The organism is Enterobacter sp. IF2SW-B1, assembly GCF_001743375.1.
Lineage (GTDB): Bacteria > Pseudomonadota > Gammaproteobacteria > Enterobacterales > Enterobacteriaceae > Enterobacter > Enterobacter bugandensis.
The window spans coordinates 157,042-169,974 of record NZ_MJAA01000007.1 but is presented as its reverse complement, the minus strand read 5'-3'; the positions used below and the strand labels follow the sequence as shown (position 1 = coordinate 169,974).

At 55.6% G+C, this 12,933-nt stretch carries 13 protein-coding genes; 5 read left to right on the top strand and 8 right to left on the bottom strand.

All coding sequences use genetic code 11. The annotated features are described in order from the left end of the window. The first annotated feature begins 17 nt into the window (after window positions 1-17). From A6013_RS15480 to A6013_RS15470, 3 genes are read left to right on the top strand one after another with little or no spacing between them, the layout of a single operon-like run. A complete protein-coding gene (locus tag A6013_RS15480) occupies window positions 18-1,238 on the top strand; it encodes an MFS transporter (RefSeq protein ID WP_049137111.1) in 1,221 nt (406 codons plus the stop codon). Next, window positions 1,225-1,638, top strand: coding sequence for a carboxymuconolactone decarboxylase family protein (locus tag A6013_RS15475; protein ID WP_028014973.1), 414 nt, complete (start codon window positions 1,225-1,227; stop codon window positions 1,636-1,638). The genes A6013_RS15480 and A6013_RS15475 overlap by 14 nt, the downstream gene beginning before the upstream one ends. Next, the gene (locus A6013_RS15470) at window positions 1,635-2,810 is read left to right on the top strand and encodes an acetyl-CoA C-acetyltransferase (protein WP_069733383.1); all 1,176 of its coding nucleotides are present in this window, start codon (window positions 1,635-1,637) and stop codon (window positions 2,808-2,810) included. The genes A6013_RS15475 and A6013_RS15470 overlap by 4 nt, the downstream gene beginning before the upstream one ends. Before the next feature lie 62 nt (window positions 2,811-2,872). On the opposite strand, the gene A6013_RS15465 is transcribed toward A6013_RS15470, so the two are convergent. Then, window positions 2,873-3,871 (bottom strand): aldo/keto reductase, encoded by a 999-nt coding sequence (locus A6013_RS15465; RefSeq protein ID WP_047366712.1) that lies wholly within the window; start codon window positions 3,869-3,871, stop codon window positions 2,873-2,875. A 207-nt stretch (window positions 3,872-4,078) separates the two neighbouring features. Here A6013_RS15465 and nepI point away from each other — a divergent pair, with 207 nt between their 5' ends. After that, window positions 4,079-5,269 carry a purine ribonucleoside efflux pump NepI gene (gene nepI, locus A6013_RS15460; protein ID WP_048959932.1) on the top strand — a complete coding sequence of 397 codons (1,191 nt, stop codon included), beginning with the start codon at window positions 4,079-4,081 and terminating at the stop codon, window positions 5,267-5,269. 48 nt (window positions 5,270-5,317) lie between these two features. Here nepI and A6013_RS15455 read toward each other — a convergent pair whose 3' ends face one another. The 6 genes from A6013_RS15455 to A6013_RS15430 form a co-directional block, all read right to left on the bottom strand. Then, window positions 5,318-6,223: an EamA family transporter gene (locus tag A6013_RS15455; RefSeq protein WP_028014977.1), complete on the bottom strand. Its 906-nt coding sequence runs from the start codon at window positions 6,221-6,223 to the stop codon at window positions 5,318-5,320. A gap of 147 nt (window positions 6,224-6,370) precedes the next feature. Continuing rightward, complete coding sequence (locus tag A6013_RS15450; protein ID WP_069733382.1) at window positions 6,371-7,750, bottom strand: carbohydrate porin; 1,380 nt, start codon at window positions 7,748-7,750, stop codon at window positions 6,371-6,373. Between the two features lie 138 nt (window positions 7,751-7,888). Continuing rightward, window positions 7,889-8,191, bottom strand: a complete 303-nt coding sequence (locus tag A6013_RS15445) for a PTS lactose/cellobiose transporter subunit IIA (RefSeq protein ID WP_028014979.1) — start codon at window positions 8,189-8,191, stop codon at window positions 7,889-7,891. 5 nt (window positions 8,192-8,196) lie between these two features. Continuing rightward, window positions 8,197-9,573, bottom strand: a complete 1,377-nt coding sequence (locus A6013_RS15440; protein ID WP_069733381.1) for a glycoside hydrolase family 1 protein — start codon at window positions 9,571-9,573, stop codon at window positions 8,197-8,199. A gap of 17 nt (window positions 9,574-9,590) precedes the next feature. Next, a complete protein-coding gene (locus tag A6013_RS15435) occupies window positions 9,591-10,916 on the bottom strand; it encodes a PTS sugar transporter subunit IIC (protein ID WP_028014981.1) in 1,326 nt (441 codons plus the stop codon). Between the two features lie 11 nt (window positions 10,917-10,927). Continuing rightward, the gene (locus A6013_RS15430) at window positions 10,928-11,242 is read right to left on the bottom strand and encodes a PTS sugar transporter subunit IIB (protein WP_014830072.1); all 315 of its coding nucleotides are present in this window, start codon (window positions 11,240-11,242) and stop codon (window positions 10,928-10,930) included. Between the two features lie 293 nt (window positions 11,243-11,535). On the opposite strand from A6013_RS15430, the gene A6013_RS15425 reads away from it, so the two are divergent. Further along, window positions 11,536-12,486: a LacI family DNA-binding transcriptional regulator gene (locus A6013_RS15425; RefSeq protein ID WP_028014982.1), complete on the top strand. Its 951-nt coding sequence runs from the start codon at window positions 11,536-11,538 to the stop codon at window positions 12,484-12,486. A 44-nt stretch (window positions 12,487-12,530) separates the two neighbouring features. Here the strand turns inward: A6013_RS15425 and A6013_RS15420 are convergent, their stop codons facing one another. Next, a complete protein-coding gene (locus tag A6013_RS15420; RefSeq protein ID WP_032661999.1) occupies window positions 12,531-12,827 on the bottom strand; it encodes a YicS family protein in 297 nt (98 codons plus the stop codon). Window positions 12,828-12,933 lie beyond the last annotated feature (106 nt).

Sequence of the window (12,933 nt, the reverse complement as noted above, 5' to 3'; positions counted from 1 at the left end):
TTATTGAGGTAAGTAGTATGACTTCAGAACTCACTCCGCAGAATATGACGTTAAGGTCATGGCTAGCTTTATTCATTCTGGCTATTTCAACCTTTACTATTGTCACCACCGAACTGGCGCCAGTCGGATTATTAACGCCAATCGCAGAAGGGCTACAGTCTTCGGAATCTGCGGTGGGCATGACCGTGTCGCTTTATGCCTGGGTGGGGGCGTTGAGTGCGCTGTTTGCCTCCGTCTTTTTAGGGAATGTGTCCAGGAAGCGGCTTTTACTTGTGCTTACCGTGGTACTTCTGGTCTCTAACGTTATGGCTGCGACGGTAAACGTCTATAGCATGCTGCTTAGCGCCCGCGTACTGGGAGCGCTCGCTCACGGCGCATTCTGGGCGATGATCGGCGCAACGGCGGTGGCTATGGTCCCTGCCAGATATATAGGGGCGGCGACGTCAATCGTATTTGGTGGTGTTTCCGCAGCAAGCGTTTTTGGCGTACCGGTATCCAACTATATTGGTATTCACTTCGGCTGGCGGCAGGCATTTTGGCTGATGGCCGCGCTGAGCGTAATTGCCTTTGTGGGTATTAGCGTTCTTGTTCCCAGGATTACCAGCAAAAGCGCGCTCGGGCTGGATGCGCTTAAAGGCGTGCTGAAATCGTCAACATTATGGAAAATTTACTCAGCAACCTTGCTGGCTGTGACGGCTCACTTTGCTGCCTTTACGTACATTGAACCCTGGCTACACACGCAGAGTTTACTGTCCACCACCATTATTCCTGCTGTGCTTTTTGTTTACGGCATCGCGGGTCTGGCAGGTAATTTCCTGACCGGCGTGTTGATTGATAAGTATCTCAAGCTGACGGTCTCTTTGTCTGTACTGCTGATCTGTGCAGTGCTGCTGTTCCTGGGCCTGTCTGGTTCCTCGCTCTCTGCTGCGTTGATATTTACCAGTATGGTTGTCTGGGGTGTCGCCGTATCAGGAATATTTGTCGGTTTCCAGACGTGGGTTTTACGTATGGCAGAGGATAAAGCCTTCCCGGCCTCCGCAATCTACGTTTCATTTTTCAATACCGCCATTGGTATCGGTGCGTCAGTCGGTGCCTGGATGGTTTCATCATTTTCAATGCCGCTCCTGTATATCGTCGCCGGTACGGCCATCGGTCTGTCCGTTCTGCTTGTCGCGGTTATTCCGGCAACGTTGACCGCAAAACAATCCCGTATGGAGAAATCTTATGAGTCAAATTAATGACCGCACGCGCTATGGCAGAGAGATTATGGACCGTCTTGAAGCGGGGCTCGCGGATAAAGTCACCCGCCGCCTGAGCGAGCTGGACCCGGGGCTGCCCGCCCTGATTACCGACTATGCGTTCGGGGATGTGGTGGGTCGTCCGGGACTGGATCTCAAAACGCGTGAAATGTTGACCGTCGCCTCGCTTGTGACGCTGGGTAATGCCATGCCGCAGCTAGAACTGCATATGCGAGGCGCGCTCAATACCGGCGTGACGCCGGAAGAGCTGCTTGAAATTGTGATACAGATGGCGGTATATGCTGGCGTTCCCGCCTGCATGAATGGTCTTACTGCATACCGCGCGGCAATGGCCGCGACGGGCCATACTTTGCCAGGACTGAAGGGAAGTGACGCATGAGCGAGATTGTTATTATTGCAGCCCGCCGCACGGCGACGGGCGCATTTCAGGGCGCGCTTGCGGAGCATTCAGCCTCTGATCTGGGAAGCCGCGTCATTCAGGCGCTCCTGAAAGAATCTGGCGTAGAAGCCAGAGATATCTCTCAGGTCATTATGGGACAGGTTCTTACTGCGGGGTGCGGCCAGAACCCGGCCCGACAGTCGGCACTGAATGCTGGATTGCCCGTAGATACGCAATGTCTGACGGTAAACAAAGTGTGCGGGTCCGGGCTTAAGGCGGTCCATCTTGGCATGCAGGCGCTGCAGACGGGTGAGGCTGAGTTTGTTATCGCCGGTGGTCAGGAGAGTATGTCCAACGCGCCGCATATCGCCACGACGTCGCGTAGCGGAACGCGGCTGGGTGATATTACTCTCAAAGATAGCCTGGTTTCTGACGGGCTCTGGGATGCCTTCAACGATTATCACATGGGTATCACGGCAGAGAATGTTGCGACGGAGTTTGGTATCAGCCGCGAAATGCAGGATGAATATGCCCTTGTCTCTCACCACAATGCGCTTGAAGCGCAGGCGCGTGGCATTTTTGAGCGTGAAATTGTCCCGGTTGAGTGGCAGACGCGAAAAGGTGAAACGATCAGCGTGGAGAGGGATGAAGGACCCCGTGCAACCAGTATCGAAAAATTGACGAAACTGAAGCCTGTTTTCCGAAAAGAGGGTACGGTGACGGCGGGAAATGCTTCATCGTTGAATGACGGTGCCGCGGCGGTCCTGCTTTGTACGCGTGAGACTGCCGAAGCACGTGGCTTGCCGGTTCTGGCATCGCTGGGCGTATTTTCCAATTCCGGTATCCAGCCGGCATTAATGGGTGCAGCCCCGATTCAGGCCATTGCCGACTGTCTTTCCCGCTCGGGATGGAAGCCTGAGGATGTCGATCATCTCGAATCCAACGAAGCGTTTGCCGCCCAGGCGCTGGCCGTGATTCAGCGGGCCGGAATTTCCCCGGATCGTATCAATCCATACGGCGGGGCAATCGCGCTTGGGCATGCGATAGGTGCATCCGGCTGCCGAATTTTGGTGACGCTGGTTCATTCCCTGATCCGTAATGATGCCAGGCGTGGCGTTGCCGCACTGTGCGTTGGCGGCGGGGAAGGCGTCGCGTTGAGCGTTTATCGCTAACGGCGTATCTGTGGATATAAAAAAACCGGGGAAACCCGGTTTTTTATTTTCAAGATGCTGTATCAGGCATTCACGCCCTTCATACCCTCGGCAGAATAACGATCGCCTTTAATCGCTACCCGGCGATGAAGGTTGTTCAACGATTCGATATCGCTCTTCTCAAGCACAATATCGGCAGCGCGCGCGTTCTCGGCCAGATAGCTGACGTGCTTAGTACCCGGAATGGGAACCAGCCGATCGTATTGTGCTAACAGCCAGGCAAGCGCAATCTGACCTGCGGTACAGCCGTATTTTGTCGCCAGCGGGGTAATGATATCGAGCAACTGGCGATTATGATCGAGGCTGGACTGAACAAATCGTTCGTTATTCTTGCGGAAATCACCTTCTGCAAAATCGTTGTTGTTCAGGTATTTTCCCGTCAGGAAGCCTCTGCCAAGAGGTGAGTAGGGCACCAGGCCGATACCTAGCGCTTTCACGACCGGCAAAATGTTTTCCTCAATGTCTCGTGTCCACAGAGAATATTCTGTTTGCAATGCGGTGACCGGATGCACCGCATGAGCCCGTTGTAGCGTTGAAGCCGACACTTCGCAAAGGCCGATGTGGTTGATCTTGCCCTCTTTAACAAGGGTGCGCAGACAATCCATACTCTCTTCGATCGGGGTTGCGTTACTCACTCTGTGAAGATAAAAGAGGTCGATTCGCTCCACGCCAAGCCGCTTAAGGGATTCGTTACAGCAGCGGATGATATAGTCCGGCGTATTGTTGATGGTGCGGGCGTAGGACTCGTCAGGAGAACGATCGATGCCGCACTTCGTGGCGATTTTGAACTGGTCGCGAGTGTTTTTATCCAGCCCGGCAAGAAAGTGACCGATTAGCCTTTCATTATGGCCACGGCCATATAAATTTGCGGTATCAATAAACGTCACGTTCAGATCGATGAGGTTATGCAATACCTGCAGTGAACCTTTGTCATCAGTCTGGCCATAAAATTCACTCAGACCCATGGCACCGTAGCCGACGGCACTGACGGTAAGATTTTGAGATAAAGTACGTGTTTTCATAGTTTCTCCTTTTCAGACGCTATGATTGTTTCACCTCAATTGTGGTTACTGAATTTTCATTTTCGTTATGCTGAAAAGGTATCAGTCACCGCCGCTCTGCCTTCCGAATCATTAAAAACGACAAAAGTTGTCTAAACGTTAAATTCGTCACACTTTTGATGATAAACTGCGCGACTTTTCCGCACGTTTTTATCTTCAGGTGATGCCATGACAGAACATATCCAGCCCACAACCAGACCGCAGACCAGCGAGGTTTCACGCCCCAACTGGTCGGCGGTTTTCTCCGTGGCGTTCTGCGTCGCCTGCCTGATTACCGTTGAGTTTCTGCCGGTGAGCCTGCTGACGCCGATGGCGCAGGATCTGGGCATTTCCGAAGGCGTGGCGGGGCAGTCCGTTACCGTCACCGCCTTTGTGGCGATGTTCGCCAGCCTGTTTATCACTCAGGTGATTGGCGCGATTGATCGCCGCAAAGTGGTCATTCTGTTCAGCGTGCTGCTGACGCTCTCCTGCCTGCTGGTCTCTTTCGCGGAAAGCTTCACTCTGCTGCTGCTCGGTCGCGCCTGTTTGGGGCTGGGATTAGGCGGCTTCTGGGCGATGTCGGCCTCGCTGACCATGCGCCTGGTGCCCGCGCGCACCGTGCCAAAAGCGCTGTCCGTTATCTTCGGCGCGGTCTCTATTGCGCTGGTGATTGCCGCGCCGCTGGGCAGCTTCCTTGGTGGGATTATCGGCTGGCGTAACGTCTTTAACGCGGCGGCAGTGATGGGTGTGCTCTGCATTATCTGGGTGTGGAAGGCGCTGCCGTCCCTGCCGGGCGAAGCGGCGCACCACAAACAGAACATGTTCGCGCTGCTCAAGCGTCCGGGCGTGCTGGCGGGGATGACCGCCATCTTTATGGCCTTTGCCGGGCAGTTTGCCTTTTTCACCTACATCCGCCCGGTGTTTATGACCATGGCGGGCTTTGACGTGGACGGCCTGACGCTGGTGCTGCTGAGCTTCGGTATCGCCAGCTTTATCGGCACGTCGCTGTCGTCCCAGTTCCTGAAGCGCTCCCTGAAGGTGGCGCTGGCGGGGGCGCCGTTGCTGCTGGCGGTGAGTGCCACGGTGCTGATTCTGTGGGGTAGCGACAAATGGGTTGCCTCGGCGATTGCGATTATCTGGGGCTTTGCCTTTGCGCTGGTACCGGTGGGCTGGTCGACGTGGATCACCCGAACGCTTGCCGATCAGGCGGAAAAAGCCGGGTCGATTCAGGTGGCGGTGATCCAGCTGGCGAACACCTGCGGTGCGGCCATTGGCGGCGTGGCGCTCGACCATCTGGGGCTGACGTCACCGCTGGTGATTTCCGGCACGCTGATGCTGCTGACCGCGCTGCTGGTGGCGGGAAAGGTTAAGGCGAAGTAGTGTTTTTCTCCCTCTCCCGTGGGAGAGGGTTGGGGTGAGGGCATCAGGCTACGCCGATGCCTTAACCCTTCTACGCGAATCCATCGAAATCAGCACCACCGACGACACGATCAGCAGCGTCCCCAGCCAGTCCGGCAGCGTAAACGCCACGCCAAGCAACACCACCGACAGCAGCGCGCTGCTCAGCGGCTCGGCGCAGCTCAGAATGCTCGCCTTCGGCCCGCCAATCATCTGCGCGCCCTTCAGGTACAGGCTGAACGTCAGCGCCGTGCCGATCACCACCAGGTAGAAAAATGCCAGCAGCAGGCCGCCGTCAATCACGAAAGTGGTGCCGCGCCCGGCGTAGAACGGCGTCAGCATTAACCCGGCAATCAACATGCTCCAGCCGACAATCGGCAGCGTGCCGTAGCGGGCAATCAGCGCTGACGGATAGGTGGTGTAAAACGCGGCGGCAAACGCCGAGGCGATGCCGAAGAACAGCGCGGCAGGGGAGATGGAGAGCGAGGTTGGGTCGCCGTGGGTCACCAGCAGGAAGGTGCCGATCAACGACGTAAAAATCGCTGACAGGACAAACACGCCGGGGCGCGTTTTCCGCGCCAGGGCGAACCACGCCACAATGATGGTCGGCGACAGGAACTGGAGCACGGTCGCCGTAGCGGCGTTGGATTTTTCAATCGTCAGCAGGAAGGTGAGCTGCACGGTGAGCGCTCCGACCAGCGAGAAAAACAGCAGACTGAGGGCGTCTTTACGATGCTTGATGATCGAGAAAATCTTGTCGCCGTGAACGAAGGAGAGCGTCAGCAGGATCACGCCGGTAAACAGCAGGCGAACCATGGTCAGGTAAGGCGAAGAAATGTGGCTTTTCTCCATGATGTACTGCGCGCAAACTCCGGAACTGCCCCATAAAACGGCGGCGATCAGGACGTTCAGCATCCCTTTACGTGTGGAACCCATTTTCTCCCCTGCTATGTTGTCGTTAATTGGCCAACAGCATAGCATGGTTGTGTGCGGCCTGATGCCCTCACCCCGGCCCTCTCCCACGGGGAGAGGGGGAAAACCATAGGCCGGGTAAGCGTAGCGCCGCCCGGCATGTTGTTGACCTTAGAACCACGCCTCCCACATCGCGCCGACGTTGAAGTCGTCGAGCGTCTCGTCTTTGGTATTGTTCACGCGCGCGGTGCGTTCATTATCCACTTTGCCGCCGGTGACGTAGAAGCGCAGCATCGGACGGAACTCCGGCCCCATGGCGATAGACATGTTCTGCGACAGGGTCAGCTTCCAGCCCTTGTTGTCGCCGCCGTTGTCGTAGTCAACGTGCTGCCAGCCTGCTTCCAGCCAGGTAGAGTGAACGTCGGTCCACCAGTGCATCGGGCGCACGATGGCGTTGTAGTTCTTGCGGTTGTCGGTCTTATCGCGGCTGTTGTCGTAGTCGTGGAAGGCGAGGATGTACTCCACCTGCGTGGCCTGGGTGAATTTATACAGCCCTTCGAAGCTGGCGTAGACCGTGGTCAGATCTTCGGTTTTGTTGAACACGCTGTTGTCCGCGTTATCGGAGTAGCGGGCGATCACCTTGTTCACGCCGCTGTCGTTGGTGTGGCTTAGCACCACGCCGCCCTGCCAGGCGTTCAGGCGTTCGTCGCTTTCAACCGCTTTCGAATCAAAGCCGTAGTTGGCGTACAGCTCCATGTCGATCGGGCCGAGCTTCATGCCGTGGATTTTGGAGGTCGCGGCGTAGTTGCCCTTGTCGCCCGTGCCGGAACCGCCGGTACAGGTGATGCGCGACGGGTTCGCTTCATCTTCCATCACTTCCGGACTACAGGATTCGACTGCCGCCACGGCAGCCACGTCAAACTGCACGCCGCCGATGTCAAAGTTCTTCACCCCGGCGCCCTGGCCGTCGTGGTTCATCCAGAAGTAATCGTTGATGCCCTGCTGCGGACGCTGGTGGAAGTCACGACCGGCCCAGAAGTAGGCATTTGGGTTGGAGGCCATAATGTTGGTCACCCCCGCGTAGGCTTTTTTCAGGTTAACCTCGTCGCCCCAGTGGTCGATCATCACGTTGATGTCCCAGATGGCGCCGTTGTCCCCTTTGAAGGCCTTGGAAAGCTGGAATTCCCCGCCGTTACCTTCGTTACCCAGACGACCAATCGCGGACGCGCCGTTGTAGGAGCCGTCCACCGCCACGTATTTCTGATCGGCGGCCTGGAAGTGCGCGCCGTAGCGGGCGTAGCCGGTAAATTTAATGCCGAACGGTATCGCCATATCCGGGGATTGCGCCGCGCTTTGCGGCTCGGTCACCACGTCCGCTTTTTTCGCAACCGCCGCATCCATCTTGGCCTGACGCTCGGCCAGAGCTTTATCTACCGCTTTCGCCACAATGGCGTCGATTTGCTCCTGGGTAAATTCTTGTGCGAGTACGGAAATTGGGCAAAGCGCGGCGATAACCGCCATGGTTAATGGAAGTTTTTTAATCGTATTCATGGTTATCTCAATATAGTTTAATTTTATTCAGACAATAACCATCCCGCTCCGATCTGACAGAGTATGTCGCTATCATCAGAACAAGTGGATCTCTATTTAGGGTACAGAGGTATTACATTAACTTTATTTCGCCATAGACTATCTCTGATATAAATGAATAATTTCTTCAGACAGTTCACGCGCTAATAAGGAATTCATTAAATGATCCTGCGCGTGCACCATGATTAACGTCATCGGCTGGCGGCCTTCGCCCGCATCCTGCTCGATCAGTTTGGTCTGCATCTTGTGCGCCTGGCGCGCGTAGCCGTCGGCTTCGTGCAGCAGGCTTTTGGCCTCGTCAAAGTTGCCCTGACGCGCCGCGTGCAGCGCTTCAAAGCACAGGCTGCGGGACTGTCCGGCGTTGACGATAATTTCCATTACGGCTTCTTCTAGTGCGATCATCATTATTACTCTTTTTCAAAACTATTATTTAAGGCGGTGGCGGCAAACCACTCTCCGCTTTTCTTAATGGTGCGCATCTGCGTCTCTAAATCGAGCTGAATAAATCCGTAGCGATTTTTATAGGCATTGCACCACGACCAGTTATCAATAAATGTCCACATATGGTAGCCAAGGCAATTGCACCCTTCGCTAATCCCTTTATGCAGCCACGTTAAATGCTCAAAAATAAACTCGATGCGGTAGTGATCGTTAATCTGGCCATTTTCAATAAAGCGCTGTTCATTTTCGACGCCCATGCCGTTTTCAGAAATAAAGCAGCGAGGGTTGCCGTAATTGTCGCGCAGGTTAACCAGAATATCGTAAATACCCGGCTCGTAGATTTCCCAGCCGCGGTACGGATTCATCTTGCGGCCCGGCATCTCGTAGTTATCAAAGAACCACTCCGGCATAAACGGCGCCTGCGGGTTCACCGCGCTGTCGCGACACTTCACGCGACGCGGCTGATAGTAGTTCACGCCGAGCAGGTCGATTTTCCCTTCCGCAATCAGGAAGCCGTCTTCCGGCTTGCAGGCGGGCAACTGATCGTAGGATTTCAGCAACGCCACCAGGTCGGCCGGATACTCCCCGCGCAGTACCGGGTCAAGGAAGCTGCGGTTAAACATCAGGTCCGCGATGTGCGCCGCCTTCACGTCCGCCGGGTTCTGCGAGCGCGGGTAGGACGGCGTCAGGTTCAGCACGATGCCGATCTCACCCGCGTAATGTCCGGCGCGGTAAGCCTGAACGGCCTTCGCGTGGGCCAGCACGGTGTGATACGCCACGGTGGCCGCCCGGCGGAAATCCACCACGTTGGGATAGTGGAAGTCGTACAGATAACCGCCCTCCACCGGGACGATGGGCTCGTTGAAGGTAAACCAGTGCAGCACGCGGTCGCCAAACAGCTCGAAGCAGATCTGCGCATAGCGGGCGTAAGCGTCCACCACGTCACGGTTTTCCCAGCCGCCGAGCTCCTGCATCGCCATCGGCATGTCGAAGTGGAACAGGGTGATAAACGGCGTGATGCCCTGTTCATTCAGCTCATCAATGACCTGATTGTAAAAATCGACCGCTTCCGGGTTCACTTCACCGATACCGTCGGGGATCAGGCGCGCCCAGCTAATCGAGGTACGAAAGCTGTTGTGGTTCAGCTGCTTTAACAGCTGAATGTCCGTTTTCCAGTTTTGATAAAACGTGGAGGTATGCTGCGGCCCCACGCCGTTGTGAAAACGGTTCGGCTCGCGGGCAAACCAGTAATCCCATGTGGTTTCCCCCTCTCTTGCCCCTTCGGTCTGGAGAGCGGAGCTTGCGCTGCCCCACCAGAAGTTATCGGGAAATGCGTATTTCATGTCCTTTCCTCTTTGACTTAATTGCTTGCGGCTTCAGCGGTACCGACGGTTGCCTGGGCCTTCTGCTCTTCGTTTTTCATCAGCGTACGCTCATAGGCGCGCAGGAACGGCAGGTACATCAGCGCGGACATCACCATACAAACCAGGCACATTATCACCGGACTGAGCGCCCAGTTTGCCGCCCATGAGGCACCAATCGGCGCGGGGGTGGTCCACGGGGTTAATGACACCACCTGAGCCAGCCAGCCGAGCTTCGTTGCGCCGTACGCCAGGCAGGCATTGACCAGCGGAACAAACACGAACGGGATAAACAGCATCGGGTTCATGATGATCGGCGCACCGAACAGAATCGGCTCATTGATGTTAAAGAAGCTCGGCACAATGCCCATTTTGCCGATGGTGCGCAGGTGCGTGGCGCGGCTGCGCAGCAGCAGGAACGCCAGCGGCAGCGTGGAGCCTACGCCGCCAATCAGCAGGTAGTGATCCCAGAAGCCCTGCAGGTAAACGTGCGGCAGCGCCGCGCCTGCGGCGAGCGCCGCCTGGTTTGCGGAGAGGTTCGCCATCCAGAATGGGTTCATGATGCCGGTGACAATCAGCGAGCCGTGAATACCGGCAAACCAGAAGATCTGGCATAGCAGCACGGAGAGCAGTATCGCGGGCAGGGAGTCGGATGCGGATACCAGCGGCTCCAGCAGGTGCATGATCGCCTGCGGGATGATCATTCCGGTCTGCGCTTCAATGAACAGGTTCAGCGGGTGCAGCGTACCGATCACCACCATCACCGGGATCAGGATCTCAAACGAACGTGCCACGCCGGTGGGCACTTCCTTCGGCAGGCGGATGGTCACGTTGTTCTGCTTCAGCCACGCATAGACGCGGGTGGCGTAAATCGCGGTGATAAGCGCGGTAAAGATGCCCTGACCGGAGAGATACTGGGTCGAGATTTTACCGTCGGCATACGGCGCGGCGACCAGCAGGAAGGCCATAAAGGCCAGCAGGCCGGACATCACTGGGTCGAGGTTAAACTGACGCCCCAGGCTCGCCCCAATCCCCACCGAAATGAAGAAGGTCATCACGCCCATGCTGAGGTTAAACGGCAGCATCAATTGTTCGCGGTAGGTCTGGGAGAAATCCAGCCAGCCGCGGGCGAAGCTGTTGGTGGTATCCGCCGAGAACGGCGGGAAGATGAACACCAGCATAAACGAGCCGATGATCATGAACGGCAGCGCGGCGGTAAAGCCGTCGCGAATGGCAATCACATACTTTTGCTGGCCGAGCTTCGCGGCCAGCGGGGTAATTGACTGCTCAATCACCGCGACCATGGATTGATATAACGAACTCATGTGAACACCTTTTAGTGTGCCGCTTCGATGAGCGACAGAGCATAGTCCAGTACTTTATCGCCACGTTGCATGCCGTAGTCCATCATATCGATGGGCTGCACCGGAATGCCTTTCGTAGCCGCCTTGTCTGAGAGTGTCTGTAACATGTATTTCACTTGCGGTCCGAGAAGTACCACCTGGTATTGCGGAAACTGCGTATCAAATTCGGAAACACCGTACGCATCAATCTTCACCGGCAAACCACGTTCTTTCGCGACATCGACCATTTTGCTGACCAGCAGGCTGGTGGACATCCCGGCAGAGCAACACAGCATAATCTTGAACATCGACAACCATCCTCTAAATGTAAATAGTTATTGCGAGAATGATTGGACATGATACGGAAACCGGTTTCCATTTATAAAAAGCAGAACTGTGATAGCCATCAAGATCCAATACTTATGAGGCTAATTAACCGGATGTGTGTCACATAATTTGGCTGTTTTGACATCATTTTGAGTGGAAACGGAAAATCGGTTTCCATGAAAAACGGAAACGGATATACTCCGTTCTGGCTATAATGTGAGCCGTAGCGGTTATGGAATTTGCAGGCGCGAGGTTAGCCTGCCAGGGGAAAGAGATGTCGACAATCAATGATGTATCACGTCTGGCCGGGGTGTCTAAAGCCACGGTATCGCGAGTGTTGAGTGGGTCACGTGGCGTTAAGGAAGCCAGCCGTCAGGCCGTGCTAAAGGCGGTGGATGAGCTGAACTACCGTCCCAACGTGATTGCCCAGTCGCTGCTGAGCCAGTCGACGGGCTGCATTGGGGTGATTTGCGCGCAGGAAAACATTAACCAGACCACCGGTTATCTTTACGCGCTGGAAAAACAGCTCAGCCAGCATCAAAAACACCTGCTGCTGCGCTTCGCCCATAGCAAAGCGGAAGTGATGAATGCTCTTGAAGAACTCTCCTGCGGCCTGTGTGACGACATTCTGGTGATTGGCGCCCGTTTCCCGCTGGACGTGGATATGGAAAACGTCATCCTGGTGGACTGCATGGAAGCTGATAACTCCAACAGCATTCAGTTCGATCACGCCTTTGCCGCCGAAACCGCCTGTAACTATCTGACCAGCCAGGGGCGTCGCCAGATTGCGCTGATCCACCCGCACGGCAGCGGGTTTGCCGACCAGGTGCTGCTTGGCTATAAGCACGCGCTGGAGAAAAATTTCCTGCCCTTTAATCGCAACCTCGTCTTTATGGACGCAACCTCCTCGTCCGTTGCGCTTCAGGAATTACTCAACAACGCGTCCACGCTGAACTTCAACGCGCTGCTGGTGGCGGACGAGCAGGAGGCCCAGCGGGTGATCCCGCAGCTGCAGGCGTTTAATAAATCCGTACCGGACGACATTATGGTCTTTAGCCTGGCCGGATCGCTGCACCTGCCGGGTATTCCGGTGATCCCGGCGATTGAATATTCAATGGATGCCATGGCGGCGCGTATCGTAAGCTGGCTGACGGAGAAAACGCAGATGCTCGGGTCCTATGTTCTGCGCGGGGATCTCATCATTCCGGACGTGCGGAAGCGTTAAAACATTTTCCAGGCCGGGTAAGCGCAGCGCCACCCGGCGAGAACTCAATAATCTTCCAGACAATCCACCTGACCAACCGCAGCCCAGTAGGCGTCCAGGTTGTCGCGCTTCACGGCGGTGATGGCGTTTTTGATCAGCAGCTGATTGGCCTCGGACGACAAAATCATCTCCTGCCAGGCCTTATCGCTCTGCTTTTTCTGTGGCGTACAGGTTTTCTTAATATCTTTCAGGACCTGTTGCTTAATCTGCGCCTCTTTCGCCGGATCCTCTTTTTCCTGAGCATGGACAAACGCGGCGAAGAGCAGACAAACCAGCAGGCAGACCAGGTGCGCAGCTTTCATCAACAACCCCCTTTAGACGTCACAGGCTTCCCATGAAATATATCGTTACATTCAGTGTAGCGATTCCAGTCGAAAGTATGATTTTCTCTTTTCTGCGCATGAGAAT

Coding starts and splice junctions, on each gene's coding strand:
- A6013_RS15420 (WP_032661999.1), bottom strand. CDS start 12,827: ATGAAAGCTGCGCACCTGGTCTGCCTGCTGGTTTGTCTGCTCTTCGCC.
- A6013_RS15435 (WP_028014981.1), bottom strand. CDS start 10,916: ATGAGTTCGTTATATCAATCCATGGTCGCGGTGATTGAGCAGTCAATT.
- A6013_RS15425 (WP_028014982.1), top strand. CDS start 11,536: ATGTCGACAATCAATGATGTATCACGTCTGGCCGGGGTGTCTAAAGCC.
- A6013_RS15480 (WP_049137111.1), top strand. CDS start 18: ATGACTTCAGAACTCACTCCGCAGAATATGACGTTAAGGTCATGGCTA.
- A6013_RS15470 (WP_069733383.1), top strand. CDS start 1,635: ATGAGCGAGATTGTTATTATTGCAGCCCGCCGCACGGCGACGGGCGCA.
- A6013_RS15475 (WP_028014973.1), top strand. CDS start 1,225: ATGAGTCAAATTAATGACCGCACGCGCTATGGCAGAGAGATTATGGAC.
- A6013_RS15450 (WP_069733382.1), bottom strand. CDS start 7,750: ATGAATACGATTAAAAAACTTCCATTAACCATGGCGGTTATCGCCGCG.
- nepI (WP_048959932.1), top strand. CDS start 4,079: ATGACAGAACATATCCAGCCCACAACCAGACCGCAGACCAGCGAGGTT.
- A6013_RS15445 (WP_028014979.1), bottom strand. CDS start 8,191: ATGATCGCACTAGAAGAAGCCGTAATGGAAATTATCGTCAACGCCGGA.
- A6013_RS15465 (WP_047366712.1), bottom strand. CDS start 3,871: ATGAAAACACGTACTTTATCTCAAAATCTTACCGTCAGTGCCGTCGGC.
- A6013_RS15430 (WP_014830072.1), bottom strand. CDS start 11,242: ATGTTCAAGATTATGCTGTGTTGCTCTGCCGGGATGTCCACCAGCCTG.
- A6013_RS15440 (WP_069733381.1), bottom strand. CDS start 9,573: ATGAAATACGCATTTCCCGATAACTTCTGGTGGGGCAGCGCAAGCTCC.
- A6013_RS15455 (WP_028014977.1), bottom strand. CDS start 6,223: ATGGGTTCCACACGTAAAGGGATGCTGAACGTCCTGATCGCCGCCGTT.